Here is a 21,587-nt window from a genome sequence, read left to right as displayed (position 1 = left end):
CAGCCTGCGGTGCGGCATGTACTCAAAGGCAACCGATCAGGCCGTCATAGATCGGCGGCGCGCCACCGGGCAGTGGCTCGAACAGCGGATTGTTCACCGACAGGGTGCGATACATCTCGTCCAGGCGCGTCCCGGCCTTCAGTGGCGCCGTGCAGCGCCAGACCCGGCTGTCCGAGCGCAGATACCCGCTTTGGGGGTCGACGCTGACCTCGCTGGCGCCGAAGGTCCAGATGCAGCTGCGCACCACCCCGCTCACCCGATGCACCGAGCAGCGGAAGCGCAGCGGCTGGTAGTCGCTGAATTCGCCGCCGCAAAAGGTATCGCCGCAGATCTGGTCGAAGTCGTGCTCCAGGCGCTGTTCCAGATCGACAAAGGCCTCCCAGCCCTCGCCGTTGGCGGGCCAGTCCACCGCGTCGACGAAGACCGGCGGTGACGCAGGCGTCGCCGCACCAGCGAGCTGGGCGGCACCGCAGAGCAGCAGCACAACAAGCAAACGCACAGGCTTGAACATGGCAGTTCCCGAGCAGTGGAGGAGCCTCCAGCGTGCGCCGCGCTGCGTGCCGCGTGGATCGGAGAGCTCCCCGGGATGAATGCGGGCTATGCCGCATGTGGCGGTCAGAACATTGCCCATTCAGTGTCGCTGCACCGCAACAGCCGAACGCGTAGAATCGCGCTCCACACACTAGATGACGTCTCGGGAGTTACGCGCATGGGTCTTGAACTGGTCACCTCCGGCAAGAATCTGCCGGAAGAAATCAACGTCGTCATCGAAATTCCAAAGGATTCGGAGCCGGTCAAGTACGAAGTGGACAAGGCCAGCGGCGCGATCTTCGTCGACCGCATCCTGTCCACCCCGATGCGTTACCCCTGCAACTACGGCTATGTGCCCAACACCCTGTGTGGCGACGGCGACCCGGCCGACGTGCTGGTGGTGCTGCCGCTGCCGTTGGTGCCCGGCTCGGTGGTGCGTTGCCGTCCGGTCGGCGTGCTGCGCATGAGCGATGAGGCCGGTAGCGACGAGAAGATCCTGGCGGTGCCGATCGAGAAGATCTTCTCCGGCTACGCGCATATCGAGGATATCGACCAGGTGTCCAGCCACTGGATGGAGCGCATCGGTCATTTCTTCGAGCATTACAAGGACTTGGAGAAGGGCAAGTGGGTCAAGCTGGATGGTTGGGGCGGCGCGGCCGAGGCCAAGCGCATCCTGGTGGAGTCGGTGGAACGCTATAATTCCGACGCACCCTGATTCAACGACCGTGATGCAGACCCGCAACCGCGGGGCGATCGGGATCACGCTTTTGGCGTGATCCCGGTGACCGCCAGCGGCAGATTGGGTACATTGCCGACAGCGTTTGGCCGGTGTCTGCCACCGGTGACTCTTGGGGAAGTGTCTTGCGTATTCTGTTTGTTGGGGACGAAGCCAGTCTTCCGTCCGAACTGAGCGACTACGTCGCTGATCTGGGTGATCAATGGCAGGTGCAGCAGGTGGCCGATGGTAATTCGGCCATCGAAGCGGCTGCGTTGTCGCCGTTCGATGCGGTCATCGTCGCCCCCGTCTTGCCCGATCTTACTTCCGCCACGCTGCTGGGGCAGATCCGTACACTGCGCCCGGACACCATCCGCATCGCCTTGATCGATGCCCGGGATGGCCAGCGCACGCCGCCGGCGCGCATCATTGGCGTGGCGCACCGCTTCCTGCCGATGCCGCTGGCCCCGGAAGTCCTGCTCGAAGCCATCACCAGCCTGGAAGAGCTGCGCGATCTGCTCAGCAATCCGCGTCTGCGCGCTGCGATCGGCCGGATCGAAAAACTGCCGTCGCCACCGCACCTGTATCTGAGCCTGATGCATGCCCTGGAAGAGGACGAAGGCACCGATGCGGCCGATATCGCCAAGCTGATCGCCGGCGATCCGGCGATTGCGGCCAAGGTACTGCAGCTGTGCAATTCGGCGTTCTTCTCCGGCGGCCGCAGCATCACCGATCTGCGCACGGCAGTGACCCGCCTGGGCGTGGCCACGCTGCGCGACCTGGTCCTGGCCAGCGAAGTGTTCTCGGTGCAGACCCTGACCCCGGCCGAGCGCAATGCGATGCAGCGCCGCGCCCTGCTCTCTTCGCGCCTGGCGGCCAAGGTGTTGCCGCCGACCAGCGCAGAACTCGGCTCCACCGCCGCCCTGCTGGCCGACATCGGCCTACTGCTGCCCGGTGTGCGCGACGAGCGCGAACCGGGCCTGGAAGGCGGTGACGATCGCCTGGGCCACACCGAGGCCGGCGCGTACCTGCTCGGCCTGTGGGGCCTGCCGATGCCGATCATCGAAGCGGTGGCCTTCCATCGCCACCCGCAGCGCTCCAGCCTGCGCAGTTTCTGGGTGACCGGCGCGGTGCATGTGGCGACCGCATTGGCCAGCGGCGAAACCGTGGACGAAGAGTACCTGTCCAAGGTCGGCGTGCTTACCCGCCTGCCGGCCTGGCGCGAACAGGCCGATACCTTGCTGGGGCTTGCCGAGGCCTGAGAGCAGTACCAGGTTGATGCAGCAGGAAAGGCGCGACGTGGTCGCGCCTTTTTCTTTGGCTGTTTGCGAAACGCCCACGCAGACATGGCGCAATGCGACTTGTCTGCGCATGCATCGCGGCGCTTGCGATCTGCACAGATATCGCAACATGACGCGCGCGGCGACGTGCAGCAAACCATCAAGCACGCTTGTCATCCCAGCGCGCGCAGCAGCTGATCAGGCAAGCAGGGACACAATGCACATGGCAGCAATAATGTTTGCCAGGCCTTGTTCCTTACTCGATCTCCGGAAACAAAAAAAAACGGGCCTTTCGGCCCGTTTTTTCTTTACGACACTTCGATGATCAGAAGCGCTGGTTGTACTGCACAAACAGGAAGCGGTCGTAGTCGAGCATCGGATCGATCGCAGCGGTGCTGCTGTTGGTGATCGAGTAGGTGATCGGTGGCTGCTTGTTCCAGATGTTGCGGGCACCAACGGTCACGCTGCCATCCCACGGAGCCTGCCAGGTAACCGAAACGTCCTGGTAGGAGATCGAGCCCTTCTTGTTGGAACCGGTGCCACCGGCCCAGCCCGGATTGGGCGTCTGGTAGTTCGGGTTGTTGCACTCGATACCTGCGGCTGCATCCCAGCAGTAATCACGGAAACCGCCGTAGTAGCGCAGGTTCCAGTTGGCCGACAATGCACCCAGCGACCAATCCAGACCCAAGGTGGCACGCACGCGCGGGAAGTTCCAGTAGCCAGCCGAGTTGGCCCATTCGGCGCCCGCTTCGGCCTGCGACTTGTAGGTCGCCAGGTAGTTGGTGTCCAGGTTGACGGCGAACTTGCCGTAGGCGGTTTCGGGCATGCGGTAACGCACGCCGAAGTTGTAGCCTTCGGTTTCCAGACGACCCAGGTTGACGTTGCCGCGGCTCAGCGTGGTGACCTGGCCGGTGACCGCATCGCGGCCGTAGTCGGCACAGTAGCTGGCCAGGCTGTTGAGGTAGCAGTTGTTCAACACATCATTGGCCGTCAGCGACGTAATGATGTTGGAGATCGAAATGCGGTACCAGTCCAGCGAGAAGTCCAGGCCCTGCACCCAATGCGGGCTGTACACCATGCCCACGGTGCGGGTGATGCTGTATTCCGGCTCGAGCTCGTCGTTACCCACGCCCGAGTTGAACGGCGCGTTGCCCTGCACGTCGCGACGCGTCACCGGGTTGCCCGCGGTATCGGTCTGACGGAAACCTGCCGGCAGGCCTTCCCCGGCGCAGCGTGCTGCCACGCCTGCATTGCCCAGCGAGCCGAAGGTCGCATCGCACGGATCGGTGAAGGTATCGAACGTCTGCGAACCGCCGCCGAAGGTGTCCGACAGCGTCGGCGCACGGAAACCGGTGCCGTAGGTACCACGCACCAGCAGGTCGTCGATCGGCTTCCAGGTGAAGCTGAACTTGCTGTTGGTGGTGTTGCCGAAGCGGCTGTAGTTGCTGTAACGCGCGGCCACGTCGAACGACAGTTCCTTGGCGCCCGGCAGATCCTTCAACACCGGGATCAACAGCTCCAGGTAGGCTTCGTTGGTCTGGTAGCGACCTTCGGTTGCCTGTGCAGCCAGGTCGGTGGTGTAACCGGCGCTGGACAGCTGATCCGGATAGTCGTAACCGCTGATTTCGCGGTGTTCGACGCCTGCGGCGAAGCCCAGTTCACCAGCCGGCAGGTCGAACAGGCCGCCGGTGACGTTGGCGGTCCACTGCTTGCTCAGGCTCTGCTGCGTGGACTGACCCAGCGCATTGATGTACTGCAGCGCGTTGGGCGTGGAGGCCGACGGGCCGCCCAGGATGTTGAACGGGGTGCACTGGCCCAGCGCATTGCTGGTACCCAGCGCGATCGGGGCCGCTGCGGTACCGCACTGCACCTGACCCTGCGCATTGAGGAACGACGGGCCCAGTGCCTTCTGCAGCGCCAGCAGGTTGATGTTGCCGCGCGAAACCTGCGTCACATCGTACTTGTTGTAGTTGAAGCCCACGTCCCAGTTCCAGCCGTGGCTGCCAACGTCGAACACGCCTTCCAGCGCCGCATCGAAGTGCAGGGTCTTGACGTTGCTTTCGGTGGTGCGCGGCAGTTCAACCGTGCGACGGAACCAGCTGTTGATGTCCTGGCCGATCGGGTTGTAGTAGCTGGCACCGCTGATCGCCACCGGGAACTGCGGCTGCGAAGAAGCCTGCAGCGGGTAGCCGGCAATCTGACGGTTCGAGTCGCGCTCGGAGTACATCGCCGTCGACTTGAAGGTGATGCTGTCGGTGATGTTGTAGCTGCCGGTGGTGAAGATCGACTTGTTGCGGCTGGACTGCTGCAACATCATCTGGTCGACGGAGTTGTAGTAGTCGTCGGTGGTGATGTCGTTGTGGTAGTTGGCGATGTTGCGCGAATCGGCGCCCACGCCACGGCCGTCGAACGAACCGGTGTGGTTGAGGATGTAGGTGTCGCCATTGGCGGTGAAGCGGCCCCACGGACCGGTCGCGCTCAGGCTGTCTTCGATATGGTTCGGGCCGGCCGAGTAACGGGTCAGCGCGCGATCCTTGGCCCACACCGGATCTTCGTTGGTGTAGTTGGCACCGAACACCAGCGAAGAGCGGTCGGTGGTGGTGCCGGCGGTGAAGGAGTACTGCTCCTTGGAACCGTCGCCACGGCCGTTCTGGCCGAAGTAGGCCGACGCTTCGGCACCGTCGTAGTTCTGGCGCAGGATGATGTTGACCACACCGGCCACGGCGTCGGAGCCGTAGATCGCCGAGGCGCCGTCCTTGAGGACTTCGATGCGCTCGATCAGCGAGCTGGGAATGGTGGACATGTCGGTCAGGCCGTTCAGGCTGCTGGTCCAACGCTTGCCGTTCACCAATACCAGGGTGCGGTTTTCATTCAGGTTGTACAGATTGACGTACTGTCCGCCCTGCTCCGAATCGGACGTCAGCACGGCAGCCTTGCTGTAGGACTGCGTACCGGCAATCGACAGGTTCTGCAGGATGTCACCAACGCTGACCAGGCCCGACTTCTGGATGTCCTGCTGAGAGACGGTGAACACCGGCTGTGCGGTTTCGACGTCGACCGAGCGGATGCGCGAGCCGGTGATTTCGATGCGGTCCAGCGTCGTGGTCGACGGGGCGGACTGCTCTTGTGCATTGGCGGCAAAAGCCGGCGTCAACGCGATCGCAATACCGGCGGGCAACAGGCCCAGCCGCACTGCGGAGGTGCGAAGGTTCATCAATCTCTCCAGGGTTCGTTAGTGGCGCGTTAAGCGCCCCTGTGCAAATTACGATTGCGTGAACATCGTCGCTTTGCGCGTCACGTTCCGTGGCTTTGCCGAATCTGGCGGATTTGTCGTTTGGTCCCGGTAATGCGATGCGGAGACTCCAAAACGCGCGCGAAACGCACGCGCGAAGCTGCAGCAATTGTCGAAGCCGCTTGCGGCCGCAACCTCACCGATCATCATCGAGGTATCGCGCAGCAGATCGGAGGCGCGCTCCAGGCGCAGACGTGCCGACAGGGCCTGCGGGCTTTCCTCGTACAGGCTCTGGAACGTCTTGGACACATACCAGCTGGAGAAGTTGGTCAGCTGCGCCAGCTCGGCGATGCGCACCACGCGGTCACTGTTGCCTTCCAGATACAGCCGGGCGCGTTGCATGCGACCGAACACCTGACGGCGACGGCTGCGCGAACGGCCCGGGCAGCGCTGCTCCTGCGCGATGAAGTCGCGCTGCATCGCGGCCAGATGCAGCAACAGGGGGCGTGCCGACGCACTGCCGCTCTGTACGGCCGCGTTGCGCCACAAGCGCAGTGCAATCCGCAGATCGCCACGCGACAGCTGGCTGCGCCCCGGATACAACGTGGCGTCGGTCAGTTCGGCCAGGGATTGCAGGCTGTCGCCATCGAGGCTGACGCCGACACAGAGCGCACTGCGGTCGGCCTGTACGGTGGGATGCGATTCCTTGTCGAAGGCGATCCAGTCGCCGGCGCGCAGACGGAAACGCCCTTCCTTGGACTCCACCCAGGCGCGGCCGCGCAACTGCACCCACAGCGTGAAGGTGGCGGCGGCAGTGCGGATACTGCCCAGGCGCGAGACGGCCAGACAGGTCGTCGACGTCGGCTCGCTGGTGCCGTCCAGTGAGAGTGCGAGCCCGCGATCTGCGGTGATGACCTGTTGCATGGTGGCAGCCCCCTGTACAAAAGAGGGCGTAGTGTTTTGCCGAATCTGGCGTGAGTCAGGAAGTTCCGACGAAGGTCTGCCGAAATTGCGACGAAGTCTTTCCGAAGAACTTACGAGGCGATTTTTCTCAGCACGATCAACAGGTTGGATACCACACCCAGGGGCGTTGCCATGCGTTCCGGCAACGGCATGAAGGCGATCGAACTGCCATCTTCTTCCGCCAATGCCACATACAGCGCGCCGCTGCGCTGATCCACGCTGAAGCCGTTGATGGTGGTGTACTTGGCCGCATCCAGGCACCGCCCGGCGCCGGCGCGCAGGTCGCTGTCGTGGGTGGCACAGGTGTCGGTGGACGACAGGTAATGCAACTGGCCTCGCGCACCGGGCGCCCAGCTGCGATAACGCCAGCGCGATGGCTGCTGCGGATCGACTTGCTGCAAGGTGTCGGCCGCCAGCGACGGGGCGACCTGCCATAACCCGCCGCCGGTCAGGCGCGTCAGCAATACCTGGCCACCGACGCGATCCAGCCGCAACTGCGAGACGTCCTGCAGCGACGCCAGCGCGCGCCAGGGAGAGCTGCGTCTGTCGTAGAGCGTGGCAAAGGTGCGCCCGTCATCCGCTGCGGCCACGACCAGCAACCGGTCGGGATCGGGAAGATGGATCGCCTGCAACGGTCGCGCCTGCGGCACCGGCAGCCGCAGCACCCTGCCCGTGCCTGGGGTCACTTCGAACAAGGCCGCATGCCCTTGCGCATCGCTGCCGCTGACCAGTACGCGTTGCGAGTCGGCCGACCAGTCGGCGGCCTGCCGCGCATCCGGCCGCAGGCCTTCGATCAGGCGCACCGAGCCAGGTTTGCCGACATCGCCCCACCACAGGCCGTACGCACCGGAGCGGTTGGAGGCAAAGATCAGCTGGTGCCCGTCCGGCGCGATCATCGGCTGGTCGTCGCGCCCGCTGGAGGGAAACAGCCGGCGGCGGATGTAGCCGCCATTCATGGGGTCGTGAATGACCTGATACACGCCAAATTGCGGTTTACGCTGCACGAACACCAGATGGCCATGCGCCACATCCGGCGCCTGCGCATCGTCCACACCAAGGTCATGCAGGCTGCGGTCGACCAGATCGAGCCGGTAGAGCCGCGCCTCGCTGTCCACACGACGCCCGAAGATCAGGCCGCTGCCGTCGGGCAACCAGCTCCAGCCGCGGACATCCGCGTTGTCATGGGTCAGCCGTTCGGCGGTTCCGCCGCTTGCCGGAATGCGCCACAGGTCGCCAAGCTGCGGATTGCGCAGAAACACGATCCAGTGGCCGTCCGGCGAATAGCGCGGCGTGTAGTCGAAGTCGCTCGGCTGCGCGCTGTAGCTCAGCGGCTGCCATTGACCGGTTTCCAGATCCAGCCGCCGCATGTGCGGCGCCCCGTGCGCGCCGGTCATGCTGCCGAACAGCAACGCACGGCCGTCTGGCGACCAGCTGAAACTCAGCATGTCCGCGCCGTCGCAGCGCGCCACCTCGCGCGCGGCAGCCGGGCCGCTGGCGGCGGCAATCATGACGCGGCAGCCGCCATCGGGCGCCTGCCGCGAGAAGGCGATCTCGCGCCCGTCCGGCGACCAGGCCGGCAGCCGATCGGAGATGCCGGCCGTCGGCGTATCGAGCACGCGCGGATAGGCGTTGTTGGTGGTCTTGACCAGGATCGAGGTGCCTGCGCGATCGCTGGTCAGCGAGGCGTAGGCCACCATCGCCCCGTCCGGCGACAGGCTGGGCGTGAGATCGAAACCGCCGCCTGCAGTGATGATCTGATACGGGCGCTTGGGGCTGCCCAGCACTGCCGAGGCCGCGGCGGTATCGCTGGCTGGCGCACGCATCCACAGCGTCCGTGCCGCCAGCCCCAGCACCACCAGCAAGGTCACGCCGGCCACCGCCAGTGCCATCCAGCGGCGCCGCTGCGCGGCCGCCGGTGCGGACCGAACCAACGGCAGCGGCTGCCGAGTTGCCGCGTCACGCTCCAGGGCGGCAGCGGCCGCGATGCCGGCCGTGGGATCGCGATCCTCAAGTACTGTGCTCGATACCGTTGCCACCGATGGGCCCGCGGCGGTATCGGCGGAGCTGTCCGAGCGTTGCTCCCACGCCACCGGCGCCAGCAGGCGATAGCCGGTCTTGGCGATGGTCTCGATATGCTCGAAGCGCTGGCTGCCATTGCTGGCCAACGCCTTGCGCAATTGCGTGACCGCCTGGGTCACCACGTCGTTGGTCGGCAAGGTGTCGGGCCAGACCTCGGCCAACAACTGCTCGCGGGTCACCACCTGGCCCGGCTGCCGCGCCAGCGTCAGCAACACCGCCAGGGATTTCGGCGCCAGACGCGCGGCGCGCCTGGCGCCGGGCGCATGCACTTCGCGCGAGGCAACATCGACCACGCACTGGCCGACACGCAACCGGCCCGATGGCATCGCATTAGTGTGAGGAACACTCATCGGCAAGAACACGCACCGGCATGCAAGGACTACAAAGAACGCATCACGCACTTCGCGCGAAGCGCCAAATTCAGCAAAGGACCACAACCAACTGTGTCATGCATCCATTTGGTGCAAATTTTACTCTATGCCCCGTTGCTTCCCTACTACAGGTGGCGACGTCAGGCTCTCTCTCTCTCGCCGACGAATTCAAATAATTACGATGTCCCCTTCGCGCCTCTGGCGCGATTTTTTTATCTGCGATTCAGAAAAATGCGCTGAAATGCTTGCCGGCTGTAACCGCTTGCAATGCAGTCGCAGCGCGGCACTTGCGCACCACGCTGCGATCTGCCTAAGCCGAAGCTGAATTTTTCTTAAGCGAACTATCGGCCCGCTGCAACGCAACATTGCTGGCGCGTGTCAGGTGGCGCGATACACCTGCGCACCCTGCGCCAGGAACTGCGCCGACTTTTCCTCCATTCCCGCCGACAAGGCATGCGCTTCGCCCATACCGTGCTCGGCCGCGTAATCGCGCACGTCCTGGGTAATCTTCATCGAGCAGAAATGCGGCCCGCACATCGAGCAGAAGTGCGCCAGCTTGTGCGCGTCCTTGGGCAGGGTTTCGTCGTGGAACTCCTTGGCCTTTTCCGGATCCAGCCCGAGATGGAACTGGTCATCCCAACGGAATTCGAAACGCGCCTTGCTCAAGGCGTTGTCGCGCACCTGCGCACCGGGATGACCCTTGGCCAGGTCCGCGGCATGCGCGGCGATCTTGTAGGCCATGATGCCGTCGCGTACGTCCTGCCGGTTGGGCAGGCCCAGGTGCTCCTTGGGCGTGACATAGCAAAGCATCGCGGTGCCGAACCAGCCGATCATCGCCGCACCGATCGCGCTGGTGATGTGGTCGTAGCCGGGCGCGATATCGGTGGTCAGCGGCCCCAGCGTGTAGAACGGCGCCTCGCCGCATTCGCGCAGCTGCTTGTCCATGTTTTCCTTGATCAACTGCATCGGCACATGCCCCGGGCCTTCGATCATGGTCTGCACATCGTGCTTCCAGGCGATCCTGGTCAGCTCGCCCAGCGTTTCCAGCTCGCCGAACTGCGCTGCGTCGTTGGCATCGGCAATGCAGCCCGGGCGTAAGCCATCGCCCAGCGAAAACGCCACGTCATAGGCCTTCATGATCTGGCAGATGTCTTCGAAGTGCGTGTAGAGAAAGTTTTCCTTGTGGTGGGCCAGGCACCACTTGGCCAGGATCGACCCGCCGCGCGAGACGATGCCGGTAACCCGTTTGGCAGTCAGCGGCACATAGCGCAGCAGCACACCGGCATGGATGGTGAAGTAGTCCACGCCCTGCTCGGCCTGTTCGATCAAGGTGTCGCGGAAGATCTCCCAGGTCAGCTCTTCTGCGCGCCCGTCGACCTTTTCCAGCGCCTGATAGATCGGCACCGTGCCGATCGGCACCGGCGAGTTGCGGATGATCCATTCGCGGGTCTCGTGGATGTGCTTGCCGGTGGACAGGTCCATCACCGTGTCGCCGCCCCAGCGGATCGACCACACCAGCTTTTCGACCTCTTCTGCAATCCCGGACGACACCGCGCTGTTGCCGATGTTGGCGTTGATCTTGGTCAGGAAATTGCGACCGATGATCATCGGCTCGCTTTCCGGGTGATTGATGTTGTTGGGCAGGATCGCGCGGCCGCGGGCGATTTCCTCGCGGACGAATTCCGGCGTGATGCGGTGCTGGATCGCAGCGCCGAAGGCCTCGCCCGGATGCTGCTTGCACAGGATCGCGTCGGTCACCGCTTCCAGGCGCTGGTTTTCGCGAATCGCCACGAACTCCATTTCCGGGGTGATGATGCCGCGCCGCGCGTAATGCATCTGGGTGACATTGGCACCGTCGCGTGCCACGCGCGGCAGGCGCCGCGCAGGAAAACGCACGGCATCCAGGCGCGCATCGTGCTCGCGGCCGCGGCCGAAGCTGGAACTCAGGCCGTCCAGCGCCACGGTATCGTCGCGCTCGGCAATCCAGCGCGCGCGCAGCGGCGCCAGACCGGCGGCAAGATCGATCGCCGCGTGCGGGTCGGTATATGGCCCGGAGGTGTCATAGACACTGAGCGGCGCATTGTCCTCACCGCCGAACAAGGTGGGGGTGCGGGTCAATGCGATCTCGCGCATCGGCACCTGCAGATCGGCGCGCGAGCCCTGCACGAAGATCTTGCGGGACCCTGGAATCGGCTGGGTCACAGCCTCGGACAGCGACTGGGCTTGTTGCTGCAAAACGGTAGGCGCGGCATTCATGGCGTTCGTCCTGTGTGCTGGAAAACCAGCACCCACGGCGCTGGCTCTGCGAAGGAGTCGCAGGCGGACGAAGCGGCGGCGCTCAATGGCGATGCGCCCGTGCACGGCACGGACCATCGCATCTAACGAAGCTTCCCTACGCCGGTATCAGCCGGATCAGGTTCGAAGGGACTATCTCAACCGCAGCGCACTGCGGTACCCCCACTTCGGCGGCGATTAAACCACATCGCACCCTGCGCGGCTAAAAAATGTCGCCAGCTGTCGGCACCGCGCTCGACGATGAGATGCACGCTCGGTGCAGGCCGCTGCGTGCAGCGGCCGCGCTCGCCTGGCGATGACCAACGCTGCGTTGTCACCTTCGGCAGCGACCGTTGTCCGTGTATGGCAGCGCAGGTCGGCAGCACACGCGCAGCGTCGCTGCGGCGCTACAAGAGCGCCCTCGCACTGCACGCCTCGCACTGCAACACAACGCGCATTCGCGAACAGCGCGTCTGCCAACGCGTTCGATTCGGCCTGGGCCATCCCGGGATGCTGCAGCCACACGTAGACGCCCAGCGCTTCTGATCGCACCCATGACCCGCCGGTCCGCTGCCTGGACACGCCGGTTGTCACAACGACCACTTTTGGGAAGTCGTTGTCCACGTGCCAGGACTGCCACGTCACCGGCCGCCTGGCACGCAGCAGCGCGGTGGTGCCATGCACGGACATTTCCACGGCACATCACACCGCTAGCCTGCAGTCACCACAACAAGAAACTGCTCTCTCTCCCTGCCGCCGATCTTCGGCGGCTTTTTTTTATCCACTTGCCACAGCTATCGCCGGTTCGTTATCTTTCTGTGAAACAGGGGAATGGATGACGCAGATGCAAGGGATGCACCGGTTTGGCTGGGCAGCGATGCTGCTGATGGGGGTTTTTTCAGGGACTGCGCAGGCCGCGTCCCCGCCGCCTGTAGAGGCCTTCGTCGAATCCGGCCCGATCTCCTCGCCGGCGATGTCGCCCGATGGGAAGCATCTGGCGGTCAGCGCGGACCTGGGCGATGGCAACTACGCGCTGGTGGTCTACCGCATTGCCGGCATGCAGTCCACCACGATGCTGCGCCTGCCGCGCTATGAATTGCCGGTGCGCATTGCCTGGGTCAGCGACCGCCGGCTGGTGATCGGCAAGGGGCGCAAACTCGGCTCGCTGGAAGAGCCCATGCCGATGGGCGAGATCATCGCCACCGATCTGGATGGCAGCAATCAGCGCTATGTGTACGGCTACCTGCAAAGCACCCGCAACGCGGGGCTGGAGCGCGGGTTCGGCTATATCGAGGGCCTGCCGAGTCGCCGCAACGGGCACTTCTACATGCGACGCCTGTCGCTGGACTCGCGCCACTCGATGCTCTATGACGTCGACGCCAGCACCACTACCCATCGCCTGATGGCAGACGTCGACGTCCCCGATCTGCGCTTCGTGCTCGACCACGATGGTGTGGCGCAATACGCGTACGGCACCGACGACAACGATAACCCGTTGCTGTTCCGCCGATCGGGCAATGGCTGGTCGCCGATGTCCCAGGTCCAGGCCAACTGGCGACCGATCGCATTTGCACGACAGCCGGGCCGCGTCTACGGCTGGTATAGCGAGGCCGGTGGCCCTGCAGTCCTGGTGGCCAGCGATCCCGACGGCCAGCAGCGCAGCGTGCTCGCGTCGGACCCGTTCTACAGCGTGGACGATCTGCAGTGGGGTCCGGCGCCGCAGACGCCATTTGCTGCACGACTTGGACCAGGGCGACCGACGCTGCGCTATTTCGAGCAGGACACTGCCGAAGCGCAACTGCACCGGAGCCTGAGCCAGACCCTGGCCGGCCAGTACGTGGACTTCGTCAATTTCACCGAGGACGGCAGCAGCCTGCTGCTACGGGCCTATAGCGACCGCGATGCAGGTGCCTGGTACATCTTCGACCGGCCGAGCAACACGCTGAAACTTGTCATCAAGGCACGCAGTGCATTGCCGGCGGCGCAGATGAACGAGCGGCGCATGGTGACGTTTCAGGCCAGCGACGGGTTGATCCTGGACGGCGTGCTCACCGTCCCCGGCACCGCCGCACGCGGTGAACGGCTGCCGATGATCCTGCTGCCGCACGGTGGCCCGCATGCAGATGGCGATGGCTGGGCCTTCGATACCGACGCCCAGTTCCTGGCCAGCCGCGGCTATCTGGTGCTGCAGGTCAATTACCGCGGCGGCCTGGGGCGTGGCAACCGGTTCGAGCGCGCCGGGTATCGCCAATGGGGCGAGCGTATCCAGGACGATCTGGTCGACGGCGTTCGCTGGGCAGTGGGCCAGGGACTCGCGGATCAGACGCGCATCTGCAGCTATGGCGCCAGCTTCGGCGCGTATGCCGCCATGATGGTGCAGGTCAAGGCGCCGGAGTTGTTCCGCTGCGCGGTGGGCGTGGCCGGCATCTACGACCTGCAGATGATGTACAGCAAGGGCGACATCAATCGCAGCGACTACGGGCTGAATTATCTGGAGCGCGCCATTGGCCGTGATACGGCTGAACTGGCGGCGCACTCCCCGGTGATGCTGGCTGATCGCATCAAGGTACCGGTGCTGCTCGTGCACGGCGAAGAGGACGAGCGAGCTCCCTTCGCACAGGCCAAGAGCCTGCGCGCGGCATTGACGCGCAGCGGCAACGCGCCGCAATGGATGTCCGTTCCCAAGGAGGGACACGGTTTCTACAAGGAGGCCAACCAGATCACGTTCTATCGCACCCTGGAACGTTTTCTTGCCGAGCAGTTGGGTGGCGACACTGCGACGGCGACGTCCAGTGCCGTATCCGCCGCGCCGCAGTGACGCGGCGCGCTAGTCCAGCGTATAGCCCACCCGCAAACCGCCCCAGTGCCTGCGGCCGACGTAGATCGGCACCGACAGGTCGAACATGATCTGGCCGGTGTCGCGGCGGTAGACCTGCAGGCGGTACGGGTCGGTGTGCGCGCCCACGCTGCGGCCGACACGGTCGGTGAACTTGCGCTTGGTGCGGTTGCCGATCAGATCGCGTTTGGGATCGCCGGTCAGCGGCTGGGTGAAGCGCAGGTTGTGCGTGGGCACATAACCATCGGGATTGGCGCAGATCGCGAACACGATCCAGGGATGCGCATCCAGCAGCGGCTCCTGCAAGGCAGGCAACACCGCGTCGCAAAGCGCATCGAAGTCGGTGCTGAACTTGGCGGGCTCCACGCCGGCAATCGGCGTGTAGGTGCGTGCGAACAGCGCCGCTTCGTCGATCTGGCCGCGTGCGATGGCCTGCGCCAGGGCGGTGCCGATGCGAGCGGCGGCGGCCACGGCGAGTTCCTTGACGCGCGCGTGGCGGGGAACTGCCAGCGGATCGGCCGGCAGACGGAACAGGCCCACGCAGTCGCGCAGCGTCTCGGTGCCGCGCTCCAGCGCCTCGCTGCGTTCGGCCACGTGCGCGGCATGCTGCAGGTTGCTGCGACCTAGCGCCACCACGCCATCGACGGCACGTTCGATGCCGCGAATCTCGCCGTCCTGCGCCTGGATCCGCCCGGCCACCGTGGTCATCGCGCTGCTGGCCTGGCCGAGCACGCGGGTGATGCCATCGAGCACCGCTTCGGTGCCGCGCGCCGAGGCCGCGCCCTCGCCCACCGCGGCGCTGGTTTCGGCCAGGATCGCGCGCACGTCGCGCGCTGCCGCTGCGGCCCGTTCGGCCAGGCGGCGGATCTCGGTGGCGACCACCGCAAAGCCGCGCCCGGCATCGCCGGCGTGCGCCGCTTCGATGCTGGCGTTGATCGACAGGATATTGGTCTGGAACGCCACCGAGTCGATGACTTCGATGACCTCGCCGGCACGCGCCGCACGACGTTCCACCTCGTGCATGGCCTGGCCCAGCGCATGTGCGGCAGCGACGCCCTGACGTGCGCTTTCGTCGGCGCTGGCGGCCAACGCAATCACCTGCGCCAGATCGGCGTTGACGTCCTGCAGGCTCGCAGCAAGGCGCTCCACCGCCGTGCGCGCGCCATCCAGCGCGTCGGTCTGCGCCTGCGACTGACGTACCATCTCGTCGTTTTCGGCCACCAGCGGCGGCACTTCGGCAGCGATCTGCACCGACAACGCCACTGCCTGACGGATCGCTTCGGCCAGATTGCCGAAGCCGGCCTGCAGCCGGCGCCCCATGTCGGTCTCAGACAGACCGGGCGGCAGCAACAGCTCCAGCTCGCAGCCGGCCAGTGCCTGGGCGGTGCGCTCGAGTACGGTGCGGTCTTCATGCTCGGCCTGCAGGCGCGCCACCAATGGCTGCAGCAGCGGCGAGATCGGCACCGGCCGGCTGTCTTCGGCCAGACGGGTGGCTTCGCGCAGCAGGATCGCGGTTTCCACATGCGGCAACGACAGCATCCAGCCCCCGTGCTCGCGGTCGCGCACATAGCGCACGCGCCGGGCCGGGTCGTCGCCGGGGGCGGCCCATACGCCGTCTTCGCCGGCCAGATCGGCTGCACTCAATCCCCACACCACCGACACCGGCGCGCCCTGCAGCTCGCTGGCGGTCTTGCCCAGGACGTCCAGGCCTGCGCGGTTGCAGGCCACCACGCAGGCCTCGGCCGATAGCCGCAGCAGCGCGACAGGTGCATCGGGGAGCAGCGCCGCCTGCGTTTGCGACGGCGGACCGGGCTGTTGCATCGAGCTCATGGGCGTTCCTAATCCATCACCATCATTAGCGGCGCGTCGCAGCTGCAATTGAGCAGCGCCATGCATCCGCAGGCGCCTGCTCAGTAACCGGCGGCCTGCCCGTCCTTGCGGCTTTCCGAGGCGCCGTAATACACCCCGCTGGCCGGATCACGCGCGATCGCCTGATATCCGCCATACGGGCCATCGGCAAAGATCACCCGGTGGCCCTTGCGCATCAGCGCGCGAATGGTGTCGTAGGAGAAGCCGGTTTCCAGATTGACCTCGCCGCCATCGCTCATCGCGGTGGCCTGGCCGGTCGGCTCGGTGGAGCCTTCGTGCTGGATGCGCGGCGCGTCACCGGCTTCCTGCAGATTCATGTGGAAGTCCACCAGGTTCATCACGATCTGCACGTGGCCCTGCGGCTGCATCGCCCCGCCCATCACCCCGAAGCTCAGCCACGGCTTGCCGTCCTTGGTGACGAAGGCGGGAATGATGGTCTGGAACGGCCGCTTGCCCGGCGCATAGCCGTTGGGGTGATCCTTCTTCAGCACGAACATCTCGCCACGGTCCTGCAGGATGAAGCCCAGCCCCGGCGGGGCCATGCCGCTGCCCATGCCGCGGTAATTGGACTGGATCAACGACACCATCATGCCGTCGGCATCGGCCACGGTCATGTAGATCGTGTCGCCCTCTTCCAGCTGCTTGGGCGTGCCCGGCTGCACCTCCTTGAGCGCCTTGTCCATGGAGATCAGCGCGCGACGCTGCGCGGCGTAGTCCTTGGAAATCAGCCTGGCCAGCGGTGCCGGCTGGAACGCCGGGTCGGCATAGAAACGCGCGCGGTCGGCGAAGGCCAGCTTCTTGGCTTCGGTGAACAGGTGCACGTGCTCGGCCGAGCCGTACGGGATCTTGGAGAAGTCGTAGCCCTCCAGGATGTTGAGCATCTGCAGCGCGGCAATGCCCTGGCTATTGGGCGGCAACTCCCAGACATCAACGCCACGGTAGTTGGTGGACACCGGCTCCACCCACTCGCCGGTGTGGCTGGCCAGATCCTCGTAGCTCAGGTAGCCGCCATTGGCCTTGAAATAGGCGCCGATGGTGCGGGCGATATCGCCCTTGTAGAACGCATCGCGGCCGCCTTCGGCGATCTGCTGCAAGGTGTTGGCCAGGTTGGGGTTCTTCCACAGCTCGCCCTTGCGCGGGGCATGGCCGTCGATGGTGAACTGCTCCTTGAAGCCGGGGTATTGCGACAGGCGCGGCACCGAGCGGTCCCAGTAATAGGCGATGGTCTCGGCCACCGGATGGCCTTCCCGGGCATAACGGATGGCCGGGGCCAGGTTCTGCGCCATCGGCTTGCGCCCGAAGCGCTCATGCAACGCGAACCAGCCATCCACCGCGCCCGGCACCGACACCGGCAACGGGCCGGTCGGCGGAATGTCTTTCAACCCGCGGCGCTGGAACTCGGCCAGGGTCAGCGACTTCGGCGAGCGGCCCGAGCCGTTGTAGCCGTAGAGCTTGCTGGTCTTGGGATCCCAGACTATGGCGAACAGATCCCCGCCCACGCCGTTGCCGGTCGGCTCCATCAGCCCCAGCGCGGCATTGGCGGCGATCGCCGCATCCACCGCCGAGCCGCCGCTCTTCATCACATCCAGCGCGATCTGGGTGGCCAACGGCTGCGAGGTCGCCGCCATTGCGTGCGGGGCGATGACTTCCGAGCGGGTGGCAAACGGCTGCCCGGTGATCCGGTCGGCAGCACTCAGAGGTGGCGCAAGCAGCGCCAAGGCAGACACCAACAACACAGGTACGCGACGCATGACAGACGATCCCCGAAACACCACATGTGAGTGGTCAACCATACCAGCGGGTCAGGCCACATCGTTCGGCACGCACTGCCTGTCAGCACAAATGCCGCGCATTTAGTGACGCGTAGCGCCTGCCGCTGGCCCGTACCGATCCGGTTTCAACAGCAACCATGCTGCTGCCACGCGGTTTTGCGCGACACAGCGCCCATTGACGCGGCCGTTTCACGCGCAAGGGTTGACACCCCACCAGCAGCGATGGTTATCTCGGTCTCATGCCGCACCGCCACACCACCTCGAACGCCCCAGTGTCCGCACCCATCGGTGCGTCGGCAGCGTCGCTTCTCGTGCTCGTACTTATTACCTCGCCAACCGGTGCGGGACGGGACTTCGTGTAGGCAACAGACACACAAGGCTTCGATCAGACCCCGCACCGGCAACGGCGCGGGGTTTCGCGTTTCAGGGACCACCAAAAGTTTCGAATGACATGAACGACATCACTGACATCGCCGCAATGCCCATCACGCGTGCCCACCGGCGCGCTGGTGATTGCGCGTGCATGCGCAGTGCCATCGTCCATCCCCACTTTGCCTGGCCGGCCAGTGTCTGCACCGCCGGCTGATTTCTTTCCCACTGCCAAACCCCGCAAGGACTACTCCATGAGCAACGACACCCAACCGAAAATCGCGATCATCGGCTACGGCAGCCAGGGCCGCGCGCATGCGCTGAACCTGCGCGATTCCGGCTTCGACGTCACCGTCGGCCTGCGTGCCGGTGGCCCGACCGAATCCAAGGCCCAGGCCGACGGCTTCACCGTGGTGGCGCCGGCCGAGGCGGTGAAGAGTGCCGACCTGGTCGCGATCCTGACCCCGGACATGGTGCAGAAGAAGCTCTACGAGGAGGTCATCGCCCCGAACATGAAACAGGGCGCCTGCCTGCTGTTCGCGCATGGCCTGAACGTGCATTTCGACATGATCACCCCGCGCGCCGACCTGGACGTGGTGCTGGTCGCACCGAAGGGCCCGGGCGCGCTGGTACGTCGCGAGTATGAAATCGGTCGCGGCGTGCCGTGCATCTACGCGGTCTACCAGGACACCAGCGGCAAGGCCGAGCAGTTCGCGCTGACCTATGCCGGCGGCCTGGGCGGGGCGCGTGCCAACATCATCAAGACCACCTTCAAGGAAGAGACCGAGACCGATCTGTTCGGCGAGCAGGCGGTGCTGTGCGGCGGCGCCTCGTCGCTGGTGCAGGCCGGTTTCGAAGTATTGGTGGAAGCCGGTTACCAGCCGGAGATCGCGTATTACGAAGTGCTGCACGAACTGAAGTTGATCGTGGACCTGTTTTACGAAGGCGGCATTACCCGCATGCTGGAATTCGTATCCGAAACCGCGCAATACGGCGACTATGTCAGCGGCCCGCGCGTGATCGACGCCAGCACCAAGGCGCGCATGAAGGACGTGCTGACCGACATCCAGAACGGCACCTTCACCAAGAACTGGGTGGCCGAATACGAAGCGGGCCTGCCGAACTACACCAAGTTCAAGCAGGCCGATCTGGAGCACCCGATCGAGGAAGTGGGCAAGAAGCTGCGCGCCAAGATGGTGTGGCTCAACGGGCAGCAACAAGCCGCCGCCGCACCCGCGAATCAACAAGCGGCGTAATGCCGCCGCACCCCCACCGCTAACACCGAAGGTCCGCAACGCATGAACACCTCCGCACACAGCACGCCCCGCAACGGCGCGCGCTGGCTGACGCAGGCCCTGGAAGCCGAGGGCGTGGAAACGCTGTTCGGTTATCCGGGCGGCACCATCATGCCGTTCTACGACGCCCTGGTGGATTCCAGGCTCAAGCACATCCTGGTCCGTCACGAACAGGGCGCCGCCCTGGCCGCCAACGGCTACGCCCGTGCCAGCGGCCGGGTCGGCGTGTGCGTGGCCACCTCCGGCCCGGGCGCGTCCAATCTGGTCACCGGCATCGCCGATGCGATGCTCGATTCGGTCCCGATGGTGTGCCTGACCGGCCAGGTCGCCACGCCGCTGCTGGGCACCGATGCGTTCCAGGAACTGGATGTGTTTGGCATGACCATGCCGATCGTCAAGCACAGCTTCCTGGTGCGGCGCGTGGAGGATCTTCCGGGCATGGTGCGCGAAGCGTTCCGCATCGCGCGCGAGGGGCGTCCCGGGCCGGTCCTGATCGACCTGCCCAAGGACGTGCAGATTGCCGACGCGTCGCATCTGCCCGATCACGTGCCGGCGGCGGTGTTGCCGCCCCCGGCGCCGGAAGATGCAAAACTGGCACAGGCCCTGGCGGCCATCGCCAGTGCCGAACGCCCGGTGGTGTACGGCGGTGGAGGCATCGCCCTGGCCGGTGCGGTGGAGGCATTCCGGCGCTTTGTCGAAGCCACCGGCATTCCCACCGCGCTGACCTTGCGCGGCCTGGGCGCGTTGCCGCATGCGCATCCGGATTATCTGGGCATGCTCGGCATGCACGGCACCCGTGCGGCCAATATGGCGATCCAGGAATGCGATCTGTTGGTGGTGGTCGGTGCACGCTTCGACGACCGTGCCACCGGCAAGTTGAGCGAATTCGCACCCTTCGCACGCGTCATCCACCTGGATGCCGATGCGTATGAAATCTCCAAGCTGCGTACGGCCGACATCGCCGTGCCCGGCGATGTGGCGGTCAGTCTGAAGGCATTGAGCGCAGCACGTGGCAATTGCCAGGCATGGCGTACGCGCTGCTTTGCCAACCGCGAGAAATTCGGCGCGCGTTACGACGCGCCCGGCACCGATATCTACGCGCCGGCGCTGCTCAAGCGCCTGAGCGAAGTGGCCCCGGCCGACACCATCATCGCCTGCGATGTCGGTCAGCATCAGATGTGGGTGGCCCAGCATTGCCGCTTCAACGATCCACGCAATCACCTCACCAGCGGCGCGCTCGGCACGATGGGCTTCGGCCTGCCCGCAGCGATGGGCGCGCAGTTTGCCTGCCCCGACCGCACCGTGGTGCTGGTCTCCGGTGACGGCAGCTTCATGATGAACGTGCAGGAGCTGGTGACGATCGCGCGCTGCAAGCTGCCGGTGAAGATCGTGCTGCTGGACAACAGTTCGCTGGGCATGGTGCGGCAGTGGCAGGAGCTGTTCTTTGCCGAGCGCTACAGCGAAATCGACCTGTCCGATAATCCGGATTTTGCGGCGTTGGCGCAGGTCTTCGGCATCCCGGCCAGGCGCATCATCGCGCGCGGCGACGTGGACGCGGCGCTGGCCGAATTGCTGGCGCAACCCGGCCCCGGCCTGCTGCACGTGGCCATCGACGCACGCGCCAATGTGTGGCCACTGGTGCCGCCCAACAACGCCAACAGCACCATGCTGGACAGCAATCCCGCACACGCGGCCAAGGAGACATCGCATGCGTTACCGGCTTGATCTGGTGCTGACGCCGGCCGAAGGCGCCCTGGTGCGCGTGCTCGGCATGACCGAGCGACGCGGCTTTCGCCCCTGTGCCATCCAGGGCGCCTGCGCACCGGACGATGCCGGCCGCTGGCATCTGCAACTGGACGTGGACAGCACGCGCCCGCCGGAGACGCTGCGCCTGCAGCTGGAAAAAGTGTACGACTGCGAGTCGGTGGTGATCACCGCGCTGGACTCGGTCGAGGTTGCGGCATGAACGCCCAGACCTCGCGCGACCAGCAAATCGCCATC

At 65.2% G+C, this 21,587-nt stretch carries 13 protein-coding genes and 1 riboswitch; of the genes, 6 read left to right on the top strand and 7 right to left on the bottom strand.

Features of this window, described 5'->3' with window-relative positions:
- Nucleotides 1–22: 22 nt before the first annotated feature.
- Entirely contained in the window at nucleotides 23–511 is a 489-nt protein-coding gene (locus EO141_RS16690) for a hypothetical protein (RefSeq protein WP_104584040.1), read from the bottom strand.
- Between the two features lie 198 nt (nucleotides 512–709).
- Here EO141_RS16690 and ppa point away from each other — a divergent pair, with 198 nt between their 5' ends.
- Nucleotides 710–1,246, top strand: coding sequence for an inorganic diphosphatase (ppa, locus tag EO141_RS16685; RefSeq protein WP_002804918.1), 537 nt, complete (start codon nucleotides 710–712; stop codon nucleotides 1,244–1,246).
- Between the two features lie 113 nt (nucleotides 1,247–1,359).
- Complete coding sequence (locus EO141_RS16680) at nucleotides 1,360–2,508, top strand: HDOD domain-containing protein (protein ID WP_164739258.1); 1,149 nt, start codon at nucleotides 1,360–1,362, stop codon at nucleotides 2,506–2,508.
- A gap of 343 nt (nucleotides 2,509–2,851) precedes the next feature.
- Here EO141_RS16680 and EO141_RS16675 read toward each other — a convergent pair whose 3' ends face one another.
- The 4 genes from EO141_RS16675 to thiC form a co-directional block, all read right to left on the bottom strand.
- Nucleotides 2,852–5,740 (bottom strand): TonB-dependent receptor, encoded by a 2,889-nt coding sequence (locus tag EO141_RS16675; RefSeq protein WP_164739257.1) that lies wholly within the window; start codon nucleotides 5,738–5,740, stop codon nucleotides 2,852–2,854.
- Nucleotides 5,741–5,788: 48 nt separating this feature from the next.
- A complete protein-coding gene (locus EO141_RS16670) occupies nucleotides 5,789–6,682 on the bottom strand; it encodes a helix-turn-helix transcriptional regulator (RefSeq protein WP_127169725.1) in 894 nt (297 codons plus the stop codon).
- 110 nt (nucleotides 6,683–6,792) lie between these two features.
- Entirely contained in the window at nucleotides 6,793–9,126 is a 2,334-nt protein-coding gene (locus tag EO141_RS16665; RefSeq protein ID WP_127169779.1) for a winged helix-turn-helix domain-containing protein, read from the bottom strand.
- A 423-nt stretch (nucleotides 9,127–9,549) separates the two neighbouring features.
- Nucleotides 9,550–11,427 (bottom strand): phosphomethylpyrimidine synthase ThiC, encoded by a 1,878-nt coding sequence (gene thiC, locus EO141_RS16660; protein ID WP_102585234.1) that lies wholly within the window; start codon nucleotides 11,425–11,427, stop codon nucleotides 9,550–9,552.
- Between the two features lie 115 nt (nucleotides 11,428–11,542).
- A riboswitch (TPP riboswitch) is annotated at nucleotides 11,543–11,640 on the bottom strand.
- 649 nt (nucleotides 11,641–12,289) lie between these two features.
- Between thiC and EO141_RS16655 the strand changes: the two genes are divergently transcribed.
- On the top strand, nucleotides 12,290–14,263 hold the full coding sequence (locus tag EO141_RS16655; protein ID WP_127169724.1) for a prolyl oligopeptidase family serine peptidase: 1,974 nt from the start codon (nucleotides 12,290–12,292) through the stop codon (nucleotides 14,261–14,263).
- A 9-nt stretch (nucleotides 14,264–14,272) separates the two neighbouring features.
- On the opposite strand, the gene EO141_RS16650 is transcribed toward EO141_RS16655, so the two are convergent.
- Both EO141_RS16650 and ggt read right to left on the bottom strand, forming a co-directional pair.
- Complete coding sequence (locus tag EO141_RS16650) at nucleotides 14,273–16,111, bottom strand: methyl-accepting chemotaxis protein (RefSeq protein ID WP_164739256.1); 1,839 nt, start codon at nucleotides 16,109–16,111, stop codon at nucleotides 14,273–14,275.
- Between the two features lie 80 nt (nucleotides 16,112–16,191).
- On the bottom strand, nucleotides 16,192–17,901 hold the full coding sequence (gene ggt / locus EO141_RS16645; RefSeq protein WP_127169723.1) for a gamma-glutamyltransferase: 1,710 nt from the start codon (nucleotides 17,899–17,901) through the stop codon (nucleotides 16,192–16,194).
- 644 nt (nucleotides 17,902–18,545) lie between these two features.
- On the opposite strand from ggt, the gene ilvC reads away from it, so the two are divergent.
- The 3 genes from ilvC to EO141_RS16630 are packed head-to-tail and all read left to right on the top strand — an operon-like array spanning nucleotide 18,546 to nucleotide 21,552.
- Nucleotides 18,546–19,547 (top strand): ketol-acid reductoisomerase, encoded by a 1,002-nt coding sequence (gene ilvC / locus EO141_RS16640; RefSeq protein WP_024940100.1) that lies wholly within the window; start codon nucleotides 18,546–18,548, stop codon nucleotides 19,545–19,547.
- Between the two features lie 42 nt (nucleotides 19,548–19,589).
- The gene (gene ilvG, locus EO141_RS16635; protein WP_115677366.1) at nucleotides 19,590–21,311 is read left to right on the top strand and encodes an acetolactate synthase 2 catalytic subunit; all 1,722 of its coding nucleotides are present in this window, start codon (nucleotides 19,590–19,592) and stop codon (nucleotides 21,309–21,311) included.
- Complete coding sequence (locus tag EO141_RS16630; RefSeq protein ID WP_104584030.1) at nucleotides 21,295–21,552, top strand: ACT domain-containing protein; 258 nt, start codon at nucleotides 21,295–21,297, stop codon at nucleotides 21,550–21,552. Before ilvG ends, EO141_RS16630 begins: the two co-directional genes overlap by 17 nt.
- Nucleotides 21,553–21,587: the final 35 nt, after the last annotated feature.

The sequence above is a fragment of the Xanthomonas sp. BRIP62415 genome, from assembly GCF_003993515.1.
Taxonomy (GTDB): domain Bacteria; phylum Pseudomonadota; class Gammaproteobacteria; order Xanthomonadales; family Xanthomonadaceae; genus Xanthomonas; species Xanthomonas euroxanthea.
Note: the sequence above shows the minus strand (reverse complement) of the source record. Positions and strands in the feature narration are given on the sequence as shown.